Here is a 25,117-nt window from a genome sequence, read left to right as displayed (position 1 = left end):
ACTCAAAGGATGCCGCGATACGTCGCCAGCGCCTTCGCGGTCTGCACCAATCCCTGCCGGAGCAGGATGTCCAGGTAACGGTCGACATCGATAGAGGGATGAACAAGCTGCGCGCGCTGACGCTGCGCGGCAGACACTACCGCGGCCGCATCGAGATCGAACAGATTGTCGATGAACTCGTCCGGAATGGCACGATCCATCAAGTCAGAGGTTCGATCCAATTGCGCGCGCGTCAGATCCTGCCGATTAAGCAGCAGGTTGCGCTTCCATTCCTCGTGGATCTCGCGACTCCATCGCGCCCGAAACCGACCTGATAACCCCAACCACATCAGGAAGTCTCTCAACGGCGCGGGATAAAGCACGCATGCATCGTAGATGACCGTGAAGGGGAAATGCCTCATTCATACCCCATCTTCAACTCCTGCGACTGCCGCGCAAGTTCGCCCATGGCCTGCTCGGCGGCGAGATCACGCGTCTCCTTGTACCGCATCAGATCGGCAAACCGCACGCGGCGATGCTTGCCCGTCCGGTGAAAAGGCAACGCGCCATCCTCCAATAGCTTGACCAGATGCGGGCGCGAAACATTGAGCATGTCCGCGGCCTCCTGGGTGGTCAGTTCGGCGTGAACAGGCACGACCCTCACCGCATTGCCATCGGCCAGTTCGGCCAGTATGTCCACCAGCAGGCGCAGCGCTGAGGTAGGCAGCTCGACCTGATGAGCCTGGTTCTTATCGTCGAAGATTTGAATCCGCTGCGTTTCGACACGCGTCGCCAGATAGGCAGCCAGTGCACGCTGACCTTGCACGGCGGCCTGAACTTCCCGCTCGACGGGCAGCATCATCTTGGACGGAGCGGTGGCCATGGCAAAACTCCCGGACGAAGAAACATTCCTCATATTAATCGAAACAATCGAAAAACGAAACAAACGAAAATCCGTCTGTCCTCCGACAGCAAACCCCGACCAGAGCAAGAACACTGCCCCCACTAGACCCAGGATGCGGTGGATCCGGCTCCGCCGGTCAGGGAAGCCCACCCCCAAGCGGCCTTTGGCCGCTCCCCCTCAAGGGGCGGCGCTGGCGGACCGGCAAAGCCGGATCCTCGGCGCCCTGGGTCTAGTACCTGTTTCTTGGTACGCCACATCGTTGCTCCCGCTGGCAGCCAGCGATAGCAACCGTGCTGCACCCCAAGACAGCGGTACTAGACCCAGGATGCGGTGGATCCGGCTCCGCCGGTCCACCCGCATCGCCCCCTGGGGGGCGCGCGAAGCGCGTAGGGGGGGACTTAAGTTCCCTTTAAGACAAGCGCTCCACCATGACGCCATGTTCCATTACCTGGCAGAGGAGCCCACCATGAACACCCGCAAGTTCTCCGCTTCGCACCTGGCCGTCGCCCTGGTTGCCGCCGGCGTGTTCGGCGCCGCCGGCGCCACGGCGTTCCAGCGCACCGCCACGGCGCAGGCCGTGCCGGTCTCCGCCGCAAGCACGCAGGCGGCCGCGCCCGTGGGCGCGGTGACGCCCCCCGATTTCTCGCAGATCACCCAGCGCTACGGCCCGGCCGTGGTCAACATCAGCGTGACCGGCACCACCAAGGTCTCGGACGACGACGGCGATCCGTTCGCGCAGTTCTTCCGCGGCTTCCCCGGCTATCCCGGCGGCGGTGGCGGCTCGCACAGCGTGCCGATGCGCGGCCAGGGCTCCGGCTTCATCGTCAGCCCCGACGGCATCATCCTGACCAACGCCCACGTGGTGAAGGACGCCAAGGAAGTCACCGTCAAGCTGACCGACCGGCGCGAATTCCGCGCCAAGGTACTGGGCTCGGACCCCCAGACCGACGTTGCCGTGCTGAAGATCGACGCGCGCAACCTGCCGGTCGTGGTCGTGGGCAATCCCAGCGACCTGCGCGTGGGCGAATGGGTGCTGGCCATCGGCTCGCCCTATGGCCTGGAGAACACGGTAACGGCCGGCGTGGTCAGCGCCAAGGGCCGCTCGCTGCCCAATGACGGCTCGGTGCCGTTCATCCAGACCGACGTCGCCGTCAACCCTGGCAACTCGGGCGGGCCGCTGTTCAATTCGCGCGGCGAAGTGGTCGGCATCAACTCGCAGATCTACAGCCAGACCGGCGGCTACCAGGGACTGTCGTTCGCGATCCCGATCGACGTGGCCGCCAAGGTCAAGGACCAGATCGTGGCGCACGGCGAAGTCCACCATGCCCGCCTGGGCGTCACCATCCAGGAAGTCAACCAGGCGCTGGCCGACTCGTTCAAGCTGGACTCGCCCACCGGCGCGCTGGTCGCCAGCGTGGAAAAGGGCAGCCCCGCGGACAAGGCCGGCCTGAAGTCCGGCGACATCATCCGCAAGATCGACGGCAAGCCCGTGGTGGCCTCGGGCGACCTGCCCGCGGTGATCAGCCTGGCCACGCCGGGACAGGACGTCAAGCTGGAAGTCTGGCGCAACGGCTCGCCGCACGACATCGTCGCCAAGCTGGGCAGCGCCAAGGCCGAAGCCACGGCCAGCGCCGATACGCGCGGCGGCGCGGCGCACGGCCGGCTGGGGCTGGCGCTGCGTCCGCTCACGCCGCAGGAACGGATGGCCGTGGGCGACAATGGCGGGCTGGTGGTCGAGCAGGTGGGCGGCCCGGCCGAACAGGCCGGCATCGAACCCGGGGACCTGCTGCTGTCGCTGAACGGCGTCCCGGTGCAGAGCGTCGACCAGGTGCGCTCGCTGATCGCGAAGTCGGGCAAGAACGTGGCGCTGCTCGTGCAGCGCGGCGACGCCAAGATCTTCGTGCCGGTGCAGCTGGGCTGAAGACCCACGGGCCGGGATCCCGCCGGCACCCTGGCCGCCGCTCAGCCGGTGGCCAGCTCCTTGCGGTAGCGGTTCAGGTCCTGCACGGTCGCGAAGCTGCGGCCGAGCAGGGTCGACATGGTGTGCAGGATGCGATCGGCCACCTTGCCCTCCCACTCGCGGTCGAACTGGATCTGGTCGTCCAGCCAGCGGTCGAGCCAGCCCGGCTCGGGCAGCCGGGATTGCACGGTGTCGTTGGGGAACAGGCTCTTGTTGACGTGCAGATTGGTCGGATGCAGCGCCTGCGACGTGCGCTTGGCCGACGCCATCAGCACACCTATCTTGGCGAAGGCGGCACGCGCCTGGTCGGCCAGTTCCTTGCCGCGCTCGGTCAGCGCCCGCCTCATGTAGCGCAGGTAGGCCCCCGCATGGCGGGCCTCGTCCTGCGCGATGAGCTTGTAGATGGCCTTGATGACCGGCTCGCTGTGCCATTGCGCCGCGCGGCGGTACCAATGGTTGAGCCGGATCTCGCCGCAGAAGTGCAGCGTCAGGGTCTCGAGCGCGGGCGCGGCGTCGAACTCGAAGCGCACGTGGTGCAGTTCGTCCTCGGTCGGCAGCATGTCGGGACGAAAGCGCTTCAGGTATTCCTGCAGCACCAGCGAATGCTTCTGCTCTTCATAGAACCAGATCGACATGAACGCGCTGAAGTCGCTGTCCTCGCGGTTGTCCCGCAGGAACATCTCGGTGGCCGGCAGCGCCGACCACTCGGTGATCGCGTTCATCTTGATCGTATGCGCCTGCTCGTCGGTCAGCAGACTGGCGTCGAACTGGTCCCACGGCACGTCCTTTCCCATGTCCCAGCGCACGGACTCCAGGGATTTGAATAGTTCCGGGTACAGCATGATGGGGCCCTTGTATGGAAGCCGGCAGCTTGAGCGTTCCAAGTCGCCGGAAGGTCGGCGAACGATATAGCGGGAGTCTTACCCCCGCATGACACATTCCTTCCAGATCCGGCCGGGCATGGCGCGGGACGCGCCTGTAACAGAACTTACAGGACCGGATGCAGCGCGGGCCGCGCGCGCGCCCGCACCACTTGGGGAAGCAGGCTGCCGGCCCAGATGCCGACGAATCCCGCCAGCAGTCCTGCCAATTGTGGCGGAAATTCCTCCGCGGCAAAAGCCCTGACCAGCAGCCAGGCGGCCACCCCCATCACCGACGACAGCAGCGCGCCCTGCGTGGTCGCGCGCCGCCAGTACAGGCCCATCAGCAGGGGCACGAACGCCCCCACCAGCGTCACGGTATAGGCGCCCGCCACCATCTCGTAGATGCTGTCGGAGGTACTGAGCGCGAAAGCCAGCACGCACAGTCCGAACAGCACCACCGACACGCGCATCGCGCGCAGGAAATGCTTGTCGGACATGCCCGGCAGGAAATGGCGCAGGATGTTCTCGGCGAAGGTGGTCGAAGGCGCCAGCAGCGTGGCCGAGGCGGTCGACATGATGGCCGACAGCAGCGCGCCGAAGAAGAACACCTGCGCCACCGCGGGCATGCGCTCGAGGATGAAGGTGGGCAGGATCTTCTGGGGATCCTCCTGCAGCAGCGTCCCGACCGTATCGGGCATCACGCTGAAGGCGGCCACGCCTATGTACATGGGGATGCAGGCGAACATCAGGTAGAGCAGCCCGCCGATGACGGGGCCGCGCCGGGCGGTCCCCACGTCCTTGGACGACATCACGCGCTGGTAGACGTCCTGCTGGGGAATGGAGCCCAGCATCATCGTGACCAGCGCCGCGAAGAAGAACAGCACGTCGTGCGCCGTGGCCGGCGGCAGGAAATTGAGCAGGTCGCGGCTGGTCGCCTCGTGCACGACCACGCCCACGCCGCCGGCCAGGTCGGTGGCGAAATAGGCGATGGTGAAGAGCCCGGCCACGATCACGATCATCTGGAAGAAATCGGTCAGCGCGACCGACCACATGCCGCCGAACAGGGTGTAGGTCATCACGATCAGCGTACCGATGATCATGCCGCCGGTCTGCGAGAACACGCCCGGATCGAGCATGTGGAACACCAGCCCCAGCGCCTTGACCTGCGCCGCCACCCACCCCAGGTACGAAATGATGATCGCCAGGCTCATGAGGACCTCGACGATGGGGCCGTAGCGTTCGCGGTAGTAGTCGCCCAGCGTCAGCAGATTGTGCCGGTAGAGCCGCGCGGCGAAGAACACGCCCACCAGCACCAGGCACATCGACGCGCCGAAGGGATCCTCGACCACGCCGCCCAGCCCTTCCCGCACGAACACGGCCGACACGCCCAGCACCGCCTCGGAGCCGAACCAGGTGGCGAAGGTCGTGGCGACCACGATGAACAGGGGCAGCGACCTGCCGGCCACCGCATAGTCGGTGGAGTTCGACACCCGGCGGGCGGCGACCACGCCGATGCAGATGGAAACCAGCAGGTAGAGCAAGACGAACCAGAACACCATGATGCCGAGCCCACCCGGGAAAAAAAGCCAAAACCGCGCGAGTATCGCACAGCGGGCCAGGGCTTTCCAGGCCCGTCAGGGCTGGCGTATCGGTGGGTGGAGCGGGGCGCTGCGGCCGGTCAGAAGCACAGGTACAGGCCCAGGAGGCCGAGCCCCGTGAAGAACCCCCGGCGGAACGCCGCGGGGCTGATGCGGTGGCGCAGATACTGGCCCGCCCACATGCCCGCCATGGCCGGTACCAGGGCCACCAGGGACGCCGCCATCTGCTGGTAGCCCAGGGCGCCGCCGCGCGCCAGCGCCACGGCCAGCGCCAGCGTCGAGACCGTGAAGGCCATGCCCAGCGCCTGCACCAGTTCATCCTTGGCCAGGCCCAGCGCCTGCAGGTAGGGCACGGCGGGAATCACGAACACGCCCGTGGCGGCGGTGACCGCGCCGGTCGCCAGGCCGGACAGCGCGCCCAGCCAGCGCTCGGCGCCGGGCGGCACGCGCAGCTGGAAGGCCATCAGGCCGAAGGCCGCGTACAGCACCAGGGCCACGCCCAGCGCCCGGACCGCCCAGGGCTGCGACCCCGTGCCGGCCAGCGCCGCCGTCAGCCAGGTGCCGGCCACCACGCCCGCCAGCAGGGGCCACAGCCGCCTGGCCAGGTGCACGAAGCGCCCGCCGGCGGCCAGTTGCCAGACGTTGGTCACCAAGGATGGCACCACGAGCAGCGCCGCGGCCTGCGCCGGGACCATGGCCAGGCCCAGCAGCCCCATGGCGACGGTGGGCAGCCCCAGGCCGATGACGCCCTTCACGGCGCCGGCCACGAAGAAGGTACCGAGGATGAGAAGGATCAGCGGCCAGCTGGCCGCGGAGTACATCGAGAGCAAGGAGTCCATGACGCCATGCTGCCGCAAGGCGCGCCGGCTGGAAATGCGGATTACGCGGATCCAGCCTTCGGAAAATCCGGAGCCAGGAACAAGGCTAGCGGGCGACCGCCCACAGGGCCACGGCCACGCCCACCGCCAGCACGCCGGCGATCACAGCCATCAGGCGATTGGTCTGCTGCTGGGCGGCCCGCAGGCGCTGCAGTTCGGCCAGGGTATCGGCGGAACGATCCGGGCGGGCCAATTGATGATGCACCAGGCGCGGCAGTTCGGGCAGCATCTGCGCCCACTGCTGCGACTCGCGCCGCAGGTTGTTGCGCAGCGCCGCCCAGCCGACGCGCTCGTGCATCCAGCGTTCCAGGTAGGGCTTGGCCGTCTTCCACAGGTCCAGCGACGGATCCAGTTCGCGGCCCAGGCCTTCGACGTTGAGCAGCGTTTTCTGCAGCAGCACCAGTTGCGGCTGGATCTCGACGTGGAAGCGGCGCGAGGTCTGGAACAGGCGCAGCAGCACCTGCCCCAGCGAGATCTCGGCCAGCGGCCGGTCGAAATAAGGCTCGCAGCAGGCCCGGATCGCGCCCTCGAGTTCTTCCTCGCGCGTGCCGGGCGGCACCCAGCCGGACTCGATGTGCAGGCGGGCCACCTGGCGGTAGTCGCGCCGGAAGAAGGCCAGGAAGTTCTGCGCCAGGTAGTTCTTGTCGAACTCGGACAGCGAACCGACGATGCCGAAGTCGAGCGCGATGTAGCGCCCCAGCGTGCGCGGGTCGTCCGACACGTAGATGTTGCCCGGATGCATGTCCGCGTGGAAGAAGCCGTCCGCGAACATCTGGGTGAAGCAGATCTCCACGCCGTCCCGCGCCAGCTTCTTCAGGTCCACGCCGGCCTCGACCAGCCGCTCGGCGTGATTGACGGGGATGCCGCGCATGCGCTCCATCGTGAAGATGGACGACGAGCAGTAGTCCCACATCACTTCCGGCACGATCAGCAGGTCGCCGCGAGGGCCGTCGGGGGCGAAGTTGCGGCGCAGCTGGCTGCAGTTGGCCGCCTCGCGCAGCAGGTCGAGTTCGTCGTGCAGGTACTTGTCGAACTCGGCCACCACCTCGCGCGGCTTCAGGCGCCGTCCGTCGGCCGAGATCCTTTCGATCAGCGTGGCCGCCGCCCGCAGCAGCCGCAGGTCCTTGTCGATCACCGGCGCCATGTTGGGCCGCAGCACCTTCACGGCCACGTCGCGGCCATCCTTGAGCACCGCGCAATGCACCTGCGCGATCGAGGCCGAGGCCACCGGCTCGCGCTCGAAGCTGGCGAACAGTTCGTCCGGATGGCGGCCCAGCTCCTTGCGGATGCTGGCGATCGCCACCTCGGACGGGAACGGCGGCACGCGGTCCTGCAGGCGCGCCAGTTCGTCGGCGATGTCCGCCGGGATCAGGTCGCGCCGGGTCGACAGCACCTGGCCGAACTTGACGAAGATGGGGCCCAGCGTCTCCAGCGCCAGGCGCAGCCGCTCGCCGCGCGGCGCGTGCAGCTTGCGGCCCAGCCGCATCACGACCAGCAGGCGCTCGGTCCAGGGATGCCGGATGCCGGAGATCACGAGTTCGTCCAGGCCGTAGCGGAAGCTGACGAACATGATGCGGATCAGGCGCAGGAAGGTGAACATGGCCTAGCCCTCCGCGCCCGGACGGGTTTCGAGCCGGGCCAGTCGCGTCCGCAGGTGCTCGACCCGCTTGCCCGCGCGCTCGGCGTCGTCGCGCAGGCGCCGCACCTCGCCTCCCCAGGCTTGCAGCGCATGCGAGGACGCCACCGCCCCGCTTTCCTCGGTCAGGTACTCCGCCACGTTCTCGGCCAGCCGCCACGCGCTGGCGCGCAATCCGCCCGCCACACCCCGCGCCGTCCGGACCAGGCGGGCGGCGGGTATGTCGCCGACAATCCCGGCCAGGTCCTCTTCCACGTCCCAGCGCAGGTCCCGCGCCAGGTCTCCCAGCACGTGGGCCAGCGCCGCGTCGCCCTCGATGCGCACCGCCCCCATCCGGCGGGCGGCATCGCCCGACAGCAGTTCCGGCAGCCTGCCGCCATCGACGGTCAGGGTCACGTCGGGCACCGCATCCACGGCGGCGGCCTCGACCAGGCCGTGCGGGGTGATCGTCAGCGTCATGCGCAGGGAACCGGCGGCCAGGCGGGCCGTCTTGCCGGCATGCTGGCGCAGCCGCTCGCGGGCCCAGGGCTCGCGCAACAGCAGCGTGTCGAGCGCCCGGATGGCGGCGGCGGAAGGGTACGGCAGGGACACGGGCATAGGATGCAAGGCGGAAACCAGTAAGGAGAACCGACCGGCAATCCGGCCTTCCAATGAAAAACGCCCGTCCGAGGACGGGCGTTCCACGGGGTTCGACCCCGCAAGTTTACCGGTTGTGTTCCTGCACCGGGATCTGCTGCACGCCGGCCAGCAGCCAGCCGCCGTCGTTGGGCTTGAACAGGTTCCAGACTTCCTCGAAGCGGAAGGCCTCGGTGCCCGGTGCCTCGCGCAGCATGCCGGAGAACCGGACACTGGCCAGATGGCCGTCGGAGACGGTTTCGATGCCCAGCAGTTCCGCGTTCAACAGCACCACCTCGGTCACGTTCTGCCCCTCGCGCTGGCCGATCTGCTGGCTGAGTTCGGCCAGCAGATCGTCGGTGACCAGGTCGCGCAGCTCGTTCACGTCGCCGCGGTCCCAGACGCCTTGCAACTGCACGAAGTAGTTCTTCGCATGGCTGAGGAAATTCGCGGTGTCGAAATCGCTGGGGATGCCCCACTCGCCGGTGGGCGCAGGGCCCGCGGCGGCCACGGATGCGGCAGGAGCGGCGGCGGGTGCCGCCGATTCGCGCGCCATGGTGGCGGGCGGCTCGTTACGCTGCTGGAAGCGGCTGTTGCCCGCGCCCTGGAGCGCCGGCTGCTGACCGACGCCGCGCAGCCGGCGAACGATGAACAGCACGGCGAAGACGGCCAGCGCGATGAGCAGCAGGCTGCCGATGAGCTCGGCCGCGGCCGCGCCCAGGCCCAGATGCGACAGCAGGGCCGCCAGGCCCAGGCCGGCGGCGATGCCGGCGATGGGGCCCAGCCAGCGCGACATGCCGCTGCGCGCGGCGGTGGCGCCCGCAGCGGCCCCCGCGGCGGCAGGAGCCGCCGACGGCGCGGCCTGCTGGTTCTGCTGGGGAGTGCGCGCCGGCGGCGTGGCCTGCCGCTGCGTCAGGTTGCTGGACTGGCGGCCCATGCTGCCGCCCCCGCCCAGGCGCTTGGCCAGGGCGTCATGCGAGACGCCCAGCATCGCCACCGTCGAGACGGCGATGACCAGAGCCGGGATGAACCTGGAAAAAAATCGTCGGGACATTGTGTGGATTCTCCTGTAATCAATGTCGTGGCGCCGCCGTGCCGGCCCCGGTACCGGGTCTGCCGGCCAGCGTGGGCGCCATTGCTGCCAGGTGGGGATGCCCGGCGCCGCGACGCCCCCGCAGACGGGCGGTCGTAGCAGCCTTTCCTGACAATAAGCTGAAATTTAACGGACTACGGCGCAAATCGCCAGTCGGAACGCCCCGGATTCGCGAGGGAATTTGCAACAAGGGAGGCTACAGCCGCACGCCCTCGTGCAGGGCGACCACCCCGGCGGTCAGATTGAAATATTGGACACGCGCCAGGCCCGCCTGTTCCAGCATTCCGGCCAGGGTGTCCTGGTCCGGGTGCATGCGGATGGATTCGGCCAGGTAGCGGTAGCTGGCCTCGTCCTGGGCGACCTTGCGCCCCAGCCAGGGCAGGATGTTGAACGAATACCAGTCGTAGGCCGCCCGCAGCGGCCTGGCGACCCGGGAGAACTCCAGCACCAGCAGCTTGCCGCCGGGGCGCAGCACCCGCGCCATCTCGGCCAGGGCCCGGTCCTTGTGGGTCATGTTGCGCAGCCCGAACGCCACCGAGACCCGATCGAAATAGCCGTCCGGAAAGGGCAGCTTCTCGGCGTCGCAGACGGCGGTCGGCAGCATCAGCCCGGCATCCAGCATCCGGTCCCGTCCCACGCGCAGCATGGAATCGTTGATGTCGGTCAGCCAGACCTCGCCGGTGGGCCCGGCGCGCCGGGCGAAGGCCTTGGCCAGGTCGCCGGTGCCGCCGGCGATGTCCAGCACCTTCATGCCCGGGCGCACGCCGGCGCGGGCCACGGTGAATACCTTCCAGGCCCGGTGCATGCCGCCGGACATCAGGTCGTTCATGACGTCGTAGCGCGCGGCCACCGAATGGAAGACCTCGGCCACCTTGCGTGCCTTGTCGGTCTCGGCCACCTGCTGGAAGCCGAAATGGGTCGTGCCCGGCGGCGTGTCGCCGGCCGGCGCGGAGGAGTGCTGCTTATCGCTCATTGCTTACCTTCACGGCGTACTTCGGTTGTCGCCATCCCGTCCCGCGGCTCGGGATCCCGCGAGGCCCCCGCCGCCTCCAGCGCGGCGAGATACTCCGCCCACAGGCGGTCCTGGTCGCGGCCCAGTGCATACAGGATGTCCCACGAATAGATTCCGGTCGAATGCCCGTCGGAGAACCGGGGCTGGACCGCGTAGTTGCCCACCGGTTCGAGCGAGACGAGATCCACGTCGCGCTTGCCCACCTGCAGCGTCTCCTGGCCCGGCCCGTGGCCCCGGACCTCGGCCGAAGGGCTGTAGACGCGCAGCAGCTCGAAAGGCAGCCGGAAACTGCTGCCGTCGTCGAAGGCGACCTCCAGCATCCTGGACTGCCTGTGCACGACGATATTGGTGGGGAGAGGGGTATTCTTGTCCAGGCCTGCCATAGTGTTCTCGCGTAGGGACTCCATGGTAGCCGATGGGGGCCGCGGCCGCGCCGGGGCGTCCGCGGGCGCCGGATCATGTCACATACCTGAAACAATACCGCCATACTATGGACATGCTTCAGCAACCCAACCGGCATATCCATGTCCAGCACTATTTTAGTCGTCGAAGACGAACCGGCCATCCAGGAGCTGGTCTCGGTCAACCTGTCCTTCGCGGGCCACAAGGTCCTGCGCGCGGCTGACGCCGAACAGGCCCAGACCTTGATCCGGGCCGAACTCCCCGACCTGATCCTGCTCGATTGGATGCTGCCCGGCACCTCGGGCGTATCGCTGGCCCGCAAGCTGCGGACCGAGGAGCGCACCAAGGCCGTTCCCATCATCATGCTTACCGCCAAGGGCGCCGAGCAGGACAAGGTCGACGGCCTGGAGGCCGGCGCCGATGACTACATCACCAAGCCGTTCTCGCCCAAGGAACTGATGGCCCGCATCAAGGCCGTCCTGCGGCGCCGCGCGCCCCAGTTGACCGACGACCTGATCGACGTCGCCGGACTGCGGCTGGATCCGGTCACCCACCGGCTCAACGGCAACGGCGTGACCCTGAACATCGGCCCCACCGAGTTCCGCCTGCTGCACTTCTTCATGACCCACCCCGAGCGCGTGTTCTCGCGTTCGCAGCTGCTGGACCAGGTGTGGGGCGACCACGTGTTCGTCGAAGAACGCACGGTGGACGTGCACATCCGGCGCCTGCGCAAGGCCCTGGAGCCCAGCAAGCACGACGGGCACGTGGAGACCGTGCGCGGCAGCGGCTACCGCTTCACCGCCCATCCTGTAGGCCAATAACCCCCACGCGCCGACGCGCGCCCGGCATGGTGAGCCCCCAGCCGCTATGCGGCAGCCCCCCCGAGGGGGCCGGGGCCCGCCTTGGGGCGGCCCGGCGCCGGGCCCCGCAGGGCTCTACTGAAGGACCGGCGGAGCCGGATCCGCCGTGCCCTGGAAAATTCACAAAAAAACCATAAAAGACGGCAGGGTCCGGGCTCCGGGCAATGCGACAATTCGCTCCATGGTCTGGATACGCAACCTCATCGTCGTCCTCTTGTGGGCCGGCCTGGCGGCCCTCACGCGGCCGATCACGGGCAGCTTCGGCTGGGCCGTCTTCAGTTTCGGCCTGGGCACGCTGCTGGTCTGGCATATCTGGCAGCTCTCGCGCGTCACGCGCTGGACCAACGACCTGCAACGGCCGCCGCCGCCCTCGGCCGGTTCGTGGGACGAGGCCCTGGCCCGCATCTACCGGCACCTGCGCAACCAGGAACGCCAGCTCGCGATGCTGGAAGGGAACGTACAGGGCTTCTTCGCCGCCGCCCAGGCCCTGCCCGACGGACTGGTCACGCTGGACAAGGAATTCCATATCGACTGGTGCAACCGCATCGCGCGCCAGCACCTGGGCCTGCGCCTGCCGGCCGACCGCGGCCAGAGCCTGTTGAACCTGGTGCGGGCCCCCGAGTTCGTGAACTACGCCCGCCAGGAGGACTGGCCCGCGCCGCGCCTGGTGCGCAGCCCCGGCGGCGGCGATCGCCTGCTGATGGTGCAGCTCATCTCGTACAACAAGCACCAGCGCATGCTGCTGACGCGCGACGTGACGCAGATCGAGCGGCTGGAGACCACCCGCCGCGATTTCGTCGCCAACGTCTCGCACGAGTTGCGCACGCCGCTGACGGTGCTGTCGGGCTTCCTGGAAACGCTGCGCGACATGCCCGCGGAAGCGCTGAGCGACGAGCAGCGCGAACAGTACATGAAGCTGATGCTGGACCAGGCCCAGCGCATGCAGGCCATCGTGGCCGACCTGCTGACCCTGTCCACCCTGGAATCCTCGCCCACCACCGATCCGCAGCCGGTGAACATGCCGGCGCTGATCGAGACGGCCCTGAGCCAGGCGCGCGCCCTGTCGGGCGGCCGCCACGAGATCGTCGGCGAGATCGACGAAGGCCTGGATGTCCTGGGCACCGGCACCGAACTCGCGTCGGCCATCTCCAACCTGCTGATCAACGCCGTGCGCTACACGCCCGAGGGCGGCCACATCACGGTGCGCTGGCGGCGCGAAGCCGATGGCGATGCCCGCTATTCCGTGAAGGACACCGGCATAGGCATCGCCTCGCATCACCTGCCCCGCCTGACCGAGCGCTTCTACCGCGTGGACCGCAGCCGTTCGCGCGAATCGGGCGGCACGGGGCTGGGGCTGGCGATCACCAAGCACATCGCCATGCGGCACGACGCCGAACTGGAAATCGCCAGCGAGCTGGGCCAAGGCAGCACCTTCGCGCTGCATTTCCCCGACAGCCGGGTGGCGTAGGCCAGGCGCCGCCAGGGCCTTCAGTCGGCCTGCGCGCCCGACACCTTCACCGCCTCGGCCCACATCGCGATCTCGCGCTCCACGAAGGCACGGAACGCGACGGGGGAGCTGGGCACGAACTCGGTCAGGTTGTTGGCCGGCACCCTGGGATGCAAGACGATCGCGTTCGGGAACTGCGTGGCCTGGGCATGCGCCCAGGCGGGCTCGGCGGCGGCTATTCGGCCAGCGTGGTCAGGCGCTTTTCCAGCGCGCGCATTTCTTCGTAGCCCATCAGCTTCATGATGTCCTCGATGCCTACCAGCAGGTCGGGACGATCGACGGGCTCGCCGCTTTCCATCACACCGCGCATGGCCTGCAGCGCATGCTGCATGGCATGGATGGCGGCGGCCGGCAGCATGCGCGGCAGGCTGATGCGCTTGACGCCCAGCGCCTTCAGGCGCGGCAGCGGGATCAGCGGCGTGGTGGGCCGGCTGCGTATGCCGAATCCCATGTTGACGGTGACCGGAATGCCGGCGGCATCGACGATGCGCTTGATGTCGTCTTCGGTACGCACCGCGTCGGGGAACAGCATGTCGGCGCCCGCCGCCGCATAGGCCTTGGCCCGGCGCACCGCGCCCTCGATGCCCTCGATGGCCAGCGCGTCGGTGCGGGCGATGATGACGAAGTCATCGTCGCGGCGCGCCAGGCAGGCGGCCTCGATCTTCTTGACCATCTCGGCCTGGCTGACCACGTCCTTGCCGGGCATGTGGCCGCAGCGCTTGGGGCTGACCTGGTCCTCGAGGTTGATGCCGGCCACGCCGGCTTCCTCGAACATCCGCACCGTATGGAACACGTTCACCGGGTTGCCGTAGCCGTTGTCGGCGTCCGCCGTCAGCGGAATGGACACCGAGCGCGCCAGGTTGCGGCAATGGTTGACGTTCTCGGTCAATCCCATGACCCCGATGTCGGCGATGCCCAGCAGCGCGTTCGAGACGGCGGCCCCGCTGGTGCAGGCGGTCTTGAACCCGGCGGCCTCTACCAGCCGTATGCTGTACCCGTCGTACACCCCGGGCGAGACGATGAATTCCTCGTTCTTGAGCAACTCCCGGAACTTGCGGGGACTGTTCATGCGATGACTCCGAAATGGTCAGTGTTTCAGGTGCCCGTCCCGGCCGCCCGTCCTCGCCGTCCCGGGGCGACGTCGGTGTCGTCCCGGTCCGCGAGATGGGTGAACAGGTGCCGGGCCGCGCGTTCGATATGCGAGCGCATCAGCGACTCCGCCAGTTCCGCATCGCGCGACTTGATCGCGCGCAGGATCTGCCAGTGCTCGGCATAGGCGTCCTCCTTGCGTTCGAGCACGGTCCCGGAATGCCGGCGGTACACGCGCAGCAGGTGATAAAGGTCTTCGCACAGCGCGTGGATGATGCGGTTGTTGCCGCTAGCCCGCACGATGCGCTCGTGGAAATCGAATACCCGAGGTCCGGACGACTCGCCCCGGTCCTTGCGCAGCTGGCGCTGCCGGTCCTGCTCCAGCTCCGCCAGCAGTTGCGCCACCTCCTCGTCGCTCATGCGCTGGGTGGCCAGGCTGCAGGCCACGCCCTCCAGCGCCATCCGCATCTGGAACAGCTCCAGCGCGGACTCGGCGGACAGCGACACGACCCGCGCCTTCTGGTAGGGCTCGCGGGTGACCAACTGGATGCCCTGCAGGCGGCGCACCGCCTCGCGCACCGGCCCACGGCTCACGCCGAATTCCTGGGCCAGCGCCACTTCGTTGATGACGCTGCCGGGCGCCAGCCGGCCCTGGTAGATCGCGTCCAGCACCTGCTGGAATACCGCGTCGGCCAGGGGCCCCTGGGCGTCCTCCCTGTTGATGAAGGTCTCGGCTGATTCGTCCATAGTGTCGACAGATTATCAAAACGGTTTTAAAAGTGTCAACTCTTTTGCGTGATTCGGGTTTGCATGAAAAGCACCCTCGAGCATAAGCCGATGCCTGCATGAAAAGCCTTATATCAAGAAAATTCGAGCTTTGAAATGAACCAAAGCAAGCGGCCGCCTCCATTTCCCCAACCACTCTTCCACGCCAAAGTGTTGACATTTAACAAACGGTGCTCATAAGATTCATACCATAGCAAAGCCGCACGCATTTTCGCCGCCTCCGTCCATGACCCGCACCTTCTCCTTCCGATCCGGTTCGCTGTTCATCGCCGATCTCGCCGCCATGGCGCAGGCGGCGGGCAAGCCGCTGGCCGACTATCCCTACGTCGTGCGCGTGCTGCTGGAGAACCTGGCGCGCAACCGCGCATGGGGCCGGCAGGTCGCCCAGGCCGACCTGCGCGCGCTGCTCGACTGGCAGGCGCATATCGGCGCCGACCTGCCGCTGCACGTGGCGCGCGTGATCCTGCCCGACTCCAGCGGCCTGCCGGTGCTGCAGGACCTGGCGGCCCTGCGCGATGCCGTCGCGGCCCGTGGTGGCGACGTCGCCACCGTGGACACGCGCGTGCCGGTGGACCTGATCGTCGACCACTCGCTGCAGGTCGACCACTGGGGCGGCGGCGACGCGGCCGAGCGCAACCTCGCCCGCGAGTTCCAGCGCAACGCCGAACGCTACCGCTTCCTGAAATGGGCCCAGCAGGCCTATGCCGGCCTGCGCGTCTTCCCGCCGGGCACGGGCATCATCCACCAAGTCAACCTGGAACACATCGCGCCAGTGGTCTGCCGCGCCGAACGGCCCGACGGCACCTGGGCGCATCCGGACTTCGTCATCGGCGGCGACTCCCACACGCCCATGGTCAACGCGCTGGGCGTGCTGGGCTGGGGCGTGGGCGGCATCGACGCCGAAGCCGCGCTGCTCGGCCAGGCCTACACCTTCCCCATCCCCCGCGTGGTGGGCGTACGCCTGTCCGGCCGCATTCCGCCCTCGGCGCTGACCACCGACGCCGCGCTGCTCATTACCGAAACACTGCGCCGGGTGGGCGTCACCGCCTGCGCGGTGGAGTTCTTCGGCCCCGCGGTGGCCGGCCTCACGGTGCCCGAACGCGCCACCATCGCCAACATGGCCCCCGAGTACGGCGCCACCTGCGGCTACTTCCCCATCGACGGCCAGACCCTGGCCTACCTGCGCACCACCGGCCGTCCCGAGGAACAGGTTGCCCTGGTCGAGGCCTATACGCGGGCCAACCACCTGTTCCGGGACGCCGGCGACGCCTCTCCCGTCTACAGCCAGATCGTCGAGATCGATCTGGACACCGTGCTGCCCGGCATGGCGGGACCGCGCCGGCCGCAGGACCGCCTGCCGCTGGCGCGCATCACCGAAGACTTCCGGGCCCGCCTGCCGCGCCCCTTGGCCGACGGGGGCTTCGGCGCCGCGCCGGCCCCCGGCGCAGGCGCCATGGACCACGGCAGCATCGCGCTGGCCGCCATCACCTCGTGCACCAACACCTCCAACCCCGCCGTCATGCTGGCGGCCGGCATCGTCGCCCGCAAGGCGGCCGCGCGCGGGCTCCAGCCACCGGCCTGGGTCAAGCGCTCGCTGGCTCCCGGCTCGCGCACCGTCACGCGCTACCTGGAAGAGGCCGGCCTGCTGGCGCCCCTGGCCGCGCTGGGCTTCCACCTGATCGGCTACGGCTGCACCACCTGCGGCGGCAAGTCCGGACCGCTCGTTCCCGAGGCCGCGCGCGAAATCGAACAGCGCGGGCTGGTCGCCGCGGCCGTGCTGTCGGGCAACCGCAATTTCGAAGGCCGCATCCACAAGCTGATCCGCGCCAACTACATCGGCGCGCCGCCGCTGGTGGTCCTGTACGCGCTGGCCGGCCGCATCGACATCGACCTGACGCGCGAGCCCGTCGCCATCGACCCCGCCGGCGTGCCGGTCTACCTGCGCGACCTGTGGCCGACGCCCGAGGAAATCGCCCAGGCCATGCCCGCCGCCACCCGCCGCGAGATCTTCGTCGACACCTACGAAGCGCGCGCCGCCGGCGGCTCGCTGTGGGACACGCTGGACGCTCCCCGCGGACCGCTCTTCCCCTGGGACCGGCAGTCGCACTACCTGGTCGAACCGCCCTTCTTCCGCCAGGCCCGCGCCGCGAGCGGCCTCGGCCAGTTCGAACGCGGCCTGCAAGGCGCACGCGTGCTGGCCGCCTTCGGCGACTCGCTCACCACCGACCACATCTCCCCCGGCGGCGAGATCCCCGCCGACACCCCCGCCGGCCGCTACCTGATCGAGGCCGGCGTGGCGCCCGCCGACTTCAACACCTATGTGGCGCGGCGCGGCAACCACGAGATCATGGCCCGCGCCACCTTCGCCAACATCCGCATCAAGAACCTGCTGGTGCCCGGCACCGAGGGCGGCGTCACGGTCCACTTTCCCGACCACGCGCCCTGCACCATCTTCGATGCGGCCCGCGCCTACCGCGAGGACGGCATCGCCACGGTGATCCTGGCCGGCAAGGAATACGGCACGGGCAGCAGCCGCGACTGGGCCGCCAAGGGTTCCGCGCTGCTGGGCGTGAAGGCCGTGCTGGCCGAGTCCTTCGAACGCATCCACCGCGCCAACCTGGTGGGCATGGGCGTGCTGCCCCTGGCCTTCCTGCCCGGGCAGGGATGGCGCCAGCTGGGCCTGACCGGCGCCGAAAGCTTCGGTTTCCAGGGGCTTATCCCCGGCATCATGGACGGCGCCCCCATCACGGTCGAGGCCACCGGCCCGGACGGCGTCATCCGCTTCCAGGTGCAGGCCCAGGTCCTGACCCAGGCCGAGCGCCAGCTGATGCAGGAAGGCGGCATCCCGGCCAGCGTCCTCCAGGCCTGCCTGGACCCCGTAGGCACCACCCCGGATTTCAACGAGGAAACGCAACCATGAATCTGGACCTCGTCCTGGCCAACGCCAGGATCCTGCTGCCGCAGCGCGGCCTGACCCCCGGCCAGATCGGCATCAGCCAGGGGCGCATCGCCGTCATCGCCGAACCCGGCGCGCAACTGGCGGCCGATGAAACGATCGACTGCCAGGGCCTGTGCGTGCTGCCGGGCGTCATCGATCCGCACGTGCACTTCGGCTTCGGCTCGCCCGAGACCGACTTCGAGACCGAGTCGCGCACCGCCGCCCTGGGCGGCACCACCTCGGTCCTGTCCTTCCACCGCTCGCGCGACATCCGCGAATCGTTCCAGGCGGCCCACGACCGGGCCCTGGCGCAAAGCTGTATCGACTTCGGCTTCCACTTCGGCCTGACCAGCCACCTGCACGTCGAGACGCTGAAGGAAATCTCCGAACGTTTCGGCGTCTCGTCCTACAAGCTCTACATGATGTACAAGGGCGCCGCCGGCCTGGCCCAGGGCTTCACCGACATCGACGACGGCCTCCTGTTCGCCGCGCTGCGCGAGACCGCGCGCATCCCGGGCGCGATCCTGGGCGTGCACTGCGAGAACGTGGAAGTGATCCCGCTGCTGCGCGATCCGCTGCGCGCCGCCGGCCGCGACGACCTGAAGGCCTGGAACGAGCAGAGCCCCGACTTCCTGGAGGCCGAGAACGTGCACCGCGTGTGCTATTTCGCGTCCAAGACCGGCGCCGCCGTCAACATCGTCCACCTGAGCAGCGGCGAGGCCCTGGACGAGGTCCGGCGCCATCGGCGCAACCGCAACGCCCCGCCCATCCACGTCGAGACCTGCCCGCACTATCTGTTCCTGACGGACGAGAGCCCCGCCGGCCCCTATGCCAAGGTCAATCCGCCCGTGCGCGGCCAGGCCGACGTCGACGCCATGTGGGAAGGCGTGCTGGACGGCTCGGTCACCACCATCGGTTCGGACCACGTGCCGCGCAAGCGCAGCACCAAGGACAAGGACATCTGGGCCGCCAGCAACGGCTTTCCCGGCACCGGCATGATCCTGCCCATCCTGCTGCACGAGGGCTACCACCGCCGCGGCGTGCCGCTGGAACGGCTGATGGAGGTCGCCTCGGCCAACTCGGCCCGGCACTACAACATGCCGGCCAAGGGCGGCATCGAGGTCGGCAAGGATGCCGACCTGCTGGTGGTCGACCTGGACCTGGAAAAAACCGTGGACCCGGCCACGCTCGAATCCTACGCCGACTATTCGCCCTACGAGGGCATGACGCTCAAGGGCTGGCCGGTGCGCACGCTGGTGCGCGGCCGCACCGTGGCCCTGGACGGCAAGATCACCGATGACGCCCGCCGCCAGCCCGGCGGCCGCTACCTCCGGCGCCTTTGATACTCCCCAAGGAAACGACATGAGCCAAACCAAACGCATCTGGGACGACTTCCTGACCGAACGCGACCAGCAGGTCCTTGCCGTGGCCGGCTACGGCAAGCGCGGCGGCTTCGGCACGCGCCCCGCCCTGTTCATCATCGACGTCCAGTACAACTTCTGCGGCGACACCCCGCAGGAGATCCTGGACGGCCTCAAGCAGTACCGCACCCACTGCGGCAAGGAAGCCTGGGACGCCGTCGCGCACATGGTGCCGCTGCTCGAACTTGCGCGCGAGAAGAACATCCCCGTGTTCTACACGGAAAGCGCGCGCCGCCCCGACCTGCTCGACAGCGGCGTGCAGGTCGGCAAAAACCATCGCGGCGGGGAAAAAACCGTGCTGGCGGATACCCACGCCACCCGGACCGTCGAGGCGCTGGCACCGCGCCCGCAGGACATCCGCATCACCAAGACCAAGCCATCGTGCTTTTTCGGCACGACCTTCATGAGCCACCTGAACTTCCTGGACGTCGACACGCTGATCCTGGTCGGCTGCACCTCGTCGGGCTGCCTGCGCGCCACCGCCGTGGACGCCTACTCGTACAACTTCAAGGTGATCATTCCCGAAGAGACGGCATTCGACCGTTTCCAGGCCAGCCACGCCATCAACCTGTTCGACCTGAACTGCAAGTACGCCGACGTGATTCCCTCGGCCGAAGTGCGCGACTACCTGGCCGCGCTGCCGGTGCGCCAGGGCGGCGGCTCGGCCGGCTGAGCGTCCCGCGCATGCCGTCCGCCACGCCCGCCGCGCCGATCCCGGTCTATCTCTTGACCGGGTTCCTGGGCAGCGGCAAGACCACCCTGCTCGCCGGGCTGGTGCGCAGCCCGGCGTTCGCCGACACCGCCGTGGTCATCAACGAGTTCGGCGAGATCGGCCTGGACCATGTGCTGGTCGGCCAGTCCAGCGAAGACGACATCGTGCTCCTGGACTCCGGATGCCTGTGCTGCGCCAGCAACAACGCGCTGCAGGAAACGCTGGAGTCGCTGTACTACCGGCGCCTGCGCGGCGAGATCCCGGCGTTCTCGCGCATCGTGGTCGAGACCTCGGGGCTGGCCGAGCCGGGCCCGCTGATCAACGCCCTGGCATCCGACGCCTCCATCGCCCGCCACGTGCGGCTGGCCGGCGTGATCACCACCATCGACGCCGCCCACGGCGCGGCCACGCTGGAAGAATACGAGACCGCCGCCACGCAGCTCGCGGTGGCCGACCTCGTGGTCCTGACCAAGACCGACACGGTCGCGCCCGAGGCCGCATCGGCCCTGGCCGGGCAACTGCGCCGGCAGGCGCCCGGAGCTCCGGTCCTGCACGCGAATCGCGACGGCCTGCGGGAACCGACCGACCTCTTCCAGGCGGCGGACCGCCGGGCCGCGGTGCCGGGCCCGCCCGAGCAGGAACGCCCGCAGGCCTGGACGCGGCTCGCCCACGTCCTGCGCTACGGCATCGCCTCGCACCTGATCCGGGCCGATGGTCCGGTCGGCTGGGAACGCTACGCCGCCTGGGTCGCCTTCATGCAATCCCGGCTGGGCGAACGGCTGCTGCGCGTCAAGGGCATCCTGCGCATGGAAGACGGCGCGCACTACGCCATCCATGGCGTGCGCCACGTCTTCAGCCCGCCCCAGTTGCTGGACGGCCAGGTGCCCGACGACCTGTCCGGCGTGCTGGTGGTCATCACCCGCGACGCCGACGAGGAAGACCTCGCACGGGCCGCCGCCGCGCTCGACGGCGGCGCCTGACCCACCCCTTCATTTCCAGACTTCGATTCCATGCCACGTCCCGACACCCAGGCCTACGCCCAGCAGTTCCCCAAGCTCCCGCCCACCGCCGCCGACGCGCAGGGCCACCTGGTCTACACCCAGTTCATCGACGGCGGGTTCACCGGCGCCGCTGGCGCCCGCCTGGCCACCAGCGACCCGGTCACCGGACGCCAATGGGCCAGCATCGCCCGCGGCACCGCGCAGGACGTGGACACGGCCGTGCAAGCCGCCCATCGCGCCTTCACCCGGGGCGCGTGGCCGGCCATGAACGCCAGCCAACGCGGCGCGCTGCTGCGCCGCATCGGCGACCTGGTCACCGAACACGCGGAATGGCTGGCGCACGTGGAACAGCGCGACAACGGCAAGCTCAGCGCGGAGCTGTCCATGCAGATGCGCTACATGGCCAACTACTACTATTACTACGGCGGCCTGGCCGACAAGATGGAAGGTACGGTCATCCCGACCGACAAGCCGGGCGTCTTCAACTACACCGTCTACGAACCGCTGGGCGTGGTCGCCTGCATCACGCCCTGGAACTCGCCCCTGCCGCTGGCCAGCATGAAGATCGCGCCCGCCCTGGCGGCCGGCAACACGGTGGTGCTCAAGCCCTCGGAATTCACCTCGGCCTCGCTGCTCGAACTGATGAAGCTGTTCCAGCTCGCCGGCGTGCCCGAGGGCGTCGTCAACGTCGTGACCGGGCTGGGCGCCGAGGTCGGGGCCGCGCTGGTGGACCATCCGCTGGTACAGCGCATCGCCTTCACCGGCGGCCCCGAGGCCGGCCAGCGCATCAACGAGCAGGCCGCCTCGCGCATGAAGCGCGTGACGCTGGAGCTGGGCGGCAAGTCGCCCAACATCGTGTTCGACGACGCCGACTTCGAACAGGCCCTGAAGGGCGCCGTGGCCGGCATTTTCGCCGCCTCGGGCCAGACCTGCGTGGCCGGCTCGCGCCTGCTCCTCCAGGACGGCATCCACGACCGCTTCCTGGAACGCCTGGTCGAGATCGCCGGCAGCGCCCGCTTCGGCCACCCCGCCGATGCACAGACCCAGGTGGCGCCCATCTCCACCGCGCCGCAGCTCGACAAGATCGAATCCTATGTGCAGGTCGCGCTGGCCGACGGCGCCCGGCTGGTGGCGGGCGGCAAGCGCGCCCACGTGCCGGAGTGCCCCGAGGGGCTGTTCTTCCAGCCCACCATCTTCGCGGACGTGGACAACCGCATGCGCATCGCCCAGGAAGAAGTGTTCGGCCCCATTCTGTCGGTCATCCGCTTCCAGGACGAAGACGAGGCCGTGGCCATCGCCAACGACGTCGACTTCGGCCTGGCGGCCGGCGTCTGGACCACCTCCATGCCGCGTGCGCTGCGCATGGCGGGCAAGGTGCGGGCCGGCACGGTCTGGGTCAACAACTACCGCTCGACCAGCGTCACCTCGCCGTTCGGCGGCTTCAAGATGAGCGGCGTCGGGCGCGAATGCGGCATTGCCGGCATGCGCGAGTACATGGAGATCAAGAGCGTCTGGCTGTCCATGGAAACCGACATCCCCAACCCCTTCGTGCGGCGCTGAACCGGCTCCCGGCGGCGGAAAGGCAAATTGGCTATGATGGCGCGAGCCCCCAGCGACCTACCCGGCATGACGGCATGCGCCGCCGTGCCGCCCCATCGTGACCAGAACCGACTCCACCCGCTCCCGGAAAAGCGAGGACGCCGCCGCCTCGCATCGCATCGCCGACTACGTCCCGCTCTACTACCGGGTCTATACCCTGCTGCTCCAGCACATCCGGGACCATGGCTACGACGAACACACGCCGCTGCCGACCGAGGCCGAGTTCGCCGAACGCTTCCAGGTCTCGCGTGTGACCCTGCGCAAGGCGATGAACATCCTGGAGGCCGACGGCCTGATCACGCGCCAGCGCGGCCGGGGGACCTTCGCCCGCAAGCCCGTCCGCCCGCCCGGCAAGACCGGCTTCAGCGGCCTGATCGAGAACATCGTCCACTTCCAGGAGACGACCAAGGTCAGGCTGCTGGCGTTCGAGCGCGTCGGGTTGCCGACCAACATCGCGCCGCTACTGGACCGGCAGCAGGGCGAGCCGGGCCTGCGTATCGTGCGCGTGCGCAGCGACGCCACCTCGCCCTTCTCGCATATCACCTGCTACCTGCCGGAACCCGAGGCCAGCCTGCTCAAACGCAGCGACTTGCGCAACACGCCGGTGTCCATCCTGCTCGAGCGCCAGGGCGTGAAGGCCACCCAGGCCGAGCAGTGGATCAGCGCCACGCTGGCCGACAAGGATACGGCGCAGGCGCTGCAGGTCGAGATGGGCAGCGCGCTGATCAGCCTGACGCGGGTCTACCGCGATACCGCCGGGCGGCCCATCGAGATCCTGCACGAACTCTACCGGCCCGATCGCTACGAGTACCGCGTGAACCTGTCGCGCATCGAACAGGGCGACGCCCCGCGCTGGTCGGAAGTCCCGGACTGACCCGGGCGGCGCCGTCGCGCGCGCCGCCCCCTCCCCTGATCCCGCCGATACGCCCGTCGCCGGCCTGAGCCGTCGCGCCCTGATCCGTATCCCCGACAATACCCATAAAAGTATTATGTATGATACAAAATACTTTTAAACCGGCTCGATGCCAGCGCCGGTCGCCTCATCGACAGAAGGATTCCATGCAGCAACCTCACCACGTCATCGTTGCCGGCGCCGGGCCGGTGGGCCTGACCGCCGCGCTGATCATCGCGCGCGCCGGCCTGCGCGTCACGCTCCTGGAAAAGCGCGACCGGCTCAACGAAGCCTCGAAGGCCTCGACCTTCCACGCGCCCACCCTGGCGGTGCTGGACCACCTGGGCGTGCTGTCCGCCATGCTGGAACAGGGGCAGGACGTCACGCACATCCAGTACCGCAGCACCGAACAAGGCATCCTGGGCGAAATCGCCCTGGCCGAACTGAAGAACGACACCGACTATCCGTATCGCCTGCACCTGGAACAGTCGCGCATCACGCCGCTGCTGCTGGCGCAACTGCGCGAACATCCGCATGCCGACGTCCGGTTCGGCACCGCCTTCCTGGACGCGGCCTCGGACGCCGGCGGCGTCACCGTGCGCGTGCAAGGCCCCGAGGGTGTCCAGACTCTGCGCGCCGACTACCTGCTCGGCACCGACGGCGCGCGCAGCCAAGTGCGGGAGTCCATGGGCCTGCCGTTCGACCCGACCCCCTATCCCGGCTGCGTGTTGCGGGTGCTGGCCGACGAAAGCCTGGAACGCATCCTGCCCGGCCTGCGGCCCATCAGCTACCTCGTCAACGGTGACGCCTCGGCCAGCTTCCTGCGCATGCCCGACTGCTGGCGCATCATCCTGCGCGTGCCGCCCGACGTGGACGAGGCCCGCGCCCAGTCGCGCGCCTGGATACTGGAACGGCTCCAGCAACTGGTGCCCGGGCTGAAGGAGCTGCCCAACATCGTCGGCCAGGACGTGTATTCGGCCAGCAAGTTCGTGGCCGGCACGTACCGCGCGGGGCGCATCTACCTGGCCGGCGACGCCGCCCACCTCAGCAACACCCGCGGCGGCATGAACATGAACTGCGGCCTGCACGACGCCTACTTCATGGCCACCGCCCTGGTCGAGGGCCTGCGCAAGGACGACCAGGCCGTCGTCGATGCGGCCGCCGACCGGCGCCACCAGGTCGCCGCCGACTCCCTGCTGCCGCGCACCGATGCCATGGTGACCGGGCAGGCCACCTGGCTCGACAACGTCAAGGGACTGCTGGGCGACCCCGTCCAGCGTCTCGCCTTCCTGCGCCGGACCGCCATGCTGGACATGGCCCCCGAACTGGCGCGCCGCATCGATCCCGTTTCCGCCGCCGCATGAGACCCGCC

23 protein-coding genes are annotated in these 25,117 nt (G+C 68.6%); 10 read left to right on the top strand and 13 right to left on the bottom strand.

Features of this window, described 5'->3' with window-relative positions; all coding sequences use genetic code 11:
• Nucleotides 1-2: 2 nt before the first annotated feature.
• Nucleotides 3-401 carry a hypothetical protein gene (locus tag WKR98_RS08865; RefSeq protein ID WP_341432668.1) on the bottom strand — a complete coding sequence of 133 codons (399 nt, stop codon included), beginning with the start codon at nt 399-401 and terminating at the stop codon, nt 3-5.
• The gene (locus WKR98_RS08860) at nt 398-862 is read right to left on the bottom strand and encodes a helix-turn-helix domain-containing protein (RefSeq protein ID WP_341432667.1); all 465 of its coding nucleotides are present in this window, start codon (nt 860-862) and stop codon (nt 398-400) included. The genes WKR98_RS08865 and WKR98_RS08860 overlap by 4 nt, the downstream gene beginning before the upstream one ends.
• A gap of 487 nt (nt 863-1,349) precedes the next feature.
• Between WKR98_RS08860 and WKR98_RS08855 the strand changes: the two genes are divergently transcribed.
• The gene (locus tag WKR98_RS08855) at nt 1,350-2,804 is read left to right on the top strand and encodes a DegQ family serine endoprotease (RefSeq protein ID WP_124687748.1); all 1,455 of its coding nucleotides are present in this window, start codon (nt 1,350-1,352) and stop codon (nt 2,802-2,804) included.
• Nucleotides 2,805-2,845: 41 nt separating this feature from the next.
• Here the strand turns inward: WKR98_RS08855 and WKR98_RS08850 are convergent, their stop codons facing one another.
• The 8 genes from WKR98_RS08850 to WKR98_RS08815 all read right to left on the bottom strand — a co-directional run bounded on the left by WKR98_RS08850 (nt 2,846) and on the right by WKR98_RS08815 (nt 10,921).
• A complete protein-coding gene (locus WKR98_RS08850) occupies nt 2,846-3,685 on the bottom strand; it encodes a ferritin-like domain-containing protein (protein ID WP_341432666.1) in 840 nt (279 codons plus the stop codon).
• A gap of 146 nt (nt 3,686-3,831) precedes the next feature.
• Entirely contained in the window at nt 3,832-5,265 is a 1,434-nt protein-coding gene (locus tag WKR98_RS08845) for a sodium:solute symporter family protein (protein WP_341432665.1), read from the bottom strand.
• 119 nt (nt 5,266-5,384) lie between these two features.
• Complete coding sequence (locus WKR98_RS08840; RefSeq protein ID WP_341433834.1) at nt 5,385-6,125, bottom strand: sulfite exporter TauE/SafE family protein; 741 nt, start codon at nt 6,123-6,125, stop codon at nt 5,385-5,387.
• A 103-nt stretch (nt 6,126-6,228) separates the two neighbouring features.
• Complete coding sequence (ubiB, locus tag WKR98_RS08835) at nt 6,229-7,782, bottom strand: ubiquinone biosynthesis regulatory protein kinase UbiB (RefSeq protein WP_341432664.1); 1,554 nt, start codon at nt 7,780-7,782, stop codon at nt 6,229-6,231.
• A 3-nt stretch (nt 7,783-7,785) separates the two neighbouring features.
• A complete protein-coding gene (locus WKR98_RS08830) occupies nt 7,786-8,409 on the bottom strand; it encodes a ubiquinone biosynthesis accessory factor UbiJ (RefSeq protein ID WP_161567686.1) in 624 nt (207 codons plus the stop codon).
• A gap of 112 nt (nt 8,410-8,521) precedes the next feature.
• Nucleotides 8,522-9,487: a Tim44 domain-containing protein gene (locus tag WKR98_RS08825; RefSeq protein WP_124687742.1), complete on the bottom strand. Its 966-nt coding sequence runs from the start codon at nt 9,485-9,487 to the stop codon at nt 8,522-8,524.
• A 235-nt stretch (nt 9,488-9,722) separates the two neighbouring features.
• Entirely contained in the window at nt 9,723-10,499 is a 777-nt protein-coding gene (ubiE, locus tag WKR98_RS08820; RefSeq protein ID WP_124687741.1) for a bifunctional demethylmenaquinone methyltransferase/2-methoxy-6-polyprenyl-1,4-benzoquinol methylase UbiE, read from the bottom strand.
• Nucleotides 10,496-10,921, bottom strand: coding sequence for a gamma-butyrobetaine hydroxylase-like domain-containing protein (locus WKR98_RS08815; protein ID WP_124687740.1), 426 nt, complete (start codon nt 10,919-10,921; stop codon nt 10,496-10,498). Before WKR98_RS08815 ends, ubiE begins: the two co-directional genes overlap by 4 nt.
• A gap of 141 nt (nt 10,922-11,062) precedes the next feature.
• Here WKR98_RS08815 and phoB point away from each other — a divergent pair, with 141 nt between their 5' ends.
• Entirely contained in the window at nt 11,063-11,761 is a 699-nt protein-coding gene (gene phoB / locus WKR98_RS08810) for a phosphate regulon transcriptional regulator PhoB (RefSeq protein WP_087841592.1), read from the top strand.
• Nucleotides 11,762-11,981: 220 nt separating this feature from the next.
• A complete protein-coding gene (phoR, locus tag WKR98_RS08805; protein WP_124687739.1) occupies nt 11,982-13,268 on the top strand; it encodes a phosphate regulon sensor histidine kinase PhoR in 1,287 nt (428 codons plus the stop codon).
• Nucleotides 13,269-13,288: 20 nt separating this feature from the next.
• Here phoR and WKR98_RS08800 read toward each other — a convergent pair whose 3' ends face one another.
• Genes WKR98_RS08800 through WKR98_RS08790 form a run of 3 tightly spaced genes read right to left on the bottom strand, consistent with a single transcriptional unit; the run spans nt 13,289 to nt 15,143 of the window.
• Nucleotides 13,289-13,423 (bottom strand): hypothetical protein, encoded by a 135-nt coding sequence (locus WKR98_RS08800; RefSeq protein WP_255465718.1) that lies wholly within the window; start codon nt 13,421-13,423, stop codon nt 13,289-13,291.
• A 59-nt stretch (nt 13,424-13,482) separates the two neighbouring features.
• Nucleotides 13,483-14,376 (bottom strand): isocitrate lyase/PEP mutase family protein, encoded by an 894-nt coding sequence (locus WKR98_RS08795; protein WP_124687738.1) that lies wholly within the window; start codon nt 14,374-14,376, stop codon nt 13,483-13,485.
• Between the two features lie 26 nt (nt 14,377-14,402).
• Nucleotides 14,403-15,143 (bottom strand): GntR family transcriptional regulator, encoded by a 741-nt coding sequence (locus tag WKR98_RS08790; protein WP_341432663.1) that lies wholly within the window; start codon nt 15,141-15,143, stop codon nt 14,403-14,405.
• Between the two features lie 265 nt (nt 15,144-15,408).
• Between WKR98_RS08790 and acnA the strand changes: the two genes are divergently transcribed.
• From acnA to WKR98_RS08755, 7 genes are all read left to right on the top strand, one after another.
• Nucleotides 15,409-18,102: an aconitate hydratase AcnA gene (gene acnA, locus WKR98_RS08785; RefSeq protein ID WP_341432662.1), complete on the top strand. Its 2,694-nt coding sequence runs from the start codon at nt 15,409-15,411 to the stop codon at nt 18,100-18,102.
• Complete coding sequence (locus tag WKR98_RS08780; protein ID WP_124687735.1) at nt 18,099-19,463, top strand: dihydroorotase; 1,365 nt, start codon at nt 18,099-18,101, stop codon at nt 19,461-19,463. The genes acnA and WKR98_RS08780 overlap by 4 nt, the downstream gene beginning before the upstream one ends.
• A 19-nt stretch (nt 19,464-19,482) precedes the next feature.
• A complete protein-coding gene (locus WKR98_RS08775; RefSeq protein WP_124687734.1) occupies nt 19,483-20,214 on the top strand; it encodes an isochorismatase family protein in 732 nt (243 codons plus the stop codon).
• 11 nt (nt 20,215-20,225) lie between these two features.
• Entirely contained in the window at nt 20,226-21,233 is a 1,008-nt protein-coding gene (locus tag WKR98_RS08770) for a CobW family GTP-binding protein (RefSeq protein WP_341432661.1), read from the top strand.
• 30 nt (nt 21,234-21,263) lie between these two features.
• Nucleotides 21,264-22,814, top strand: coding sequence for an aldehyde dehydrogenase (locus WKR98_RS08765; RefSeq protein ID WP_124687732.1), 1,551 nt, complete (start codon nt 21,264-21,266; stop codon nt 22,812-22,814).
• Between the two features lie 97 nt (nt 22,815-22,911).
• Entirely contained in the window at nt 22,912-23,727 is an 816-nt protein-coding gene (locus WKR98_RS08760) for a GntR family transcriptional regulator (protein ID WP_124687731.1), read from the top strand.
• Between the two features lie 185 nt (nt 23,728-23,912).
• Nucleotides 23,913-25,109, top strand: a complete 1,197-nt coding sequence (locus tag WKR98_RS08755) for an FAD-dependent oxidoreductase (RefSeq protein WP_341432660.1) — start codon at nt 23,913-23,915, stop codon at nt 25,107-25,109.
• Nucleotides 25,110-25,117 lie beyond the last annotated feature (8 nt).

It is taken from the genome of Pigmentiphaga sp. YJ18, from assembly GCF_038066655.1.
In the GTDB taxonomy this organism is placed as follows: domain Bacteria; phylum Pseudomonadota; class Gammaproteobacteria; order Burkholderiales; family Burkholderiaceae_B; genus Pigmentiphaga.
The sequence above is the reverse complement of the archived record's forward strand: the minus strand, read 5'-3'. Positions and strand labels throughout refer to the sequence as shown.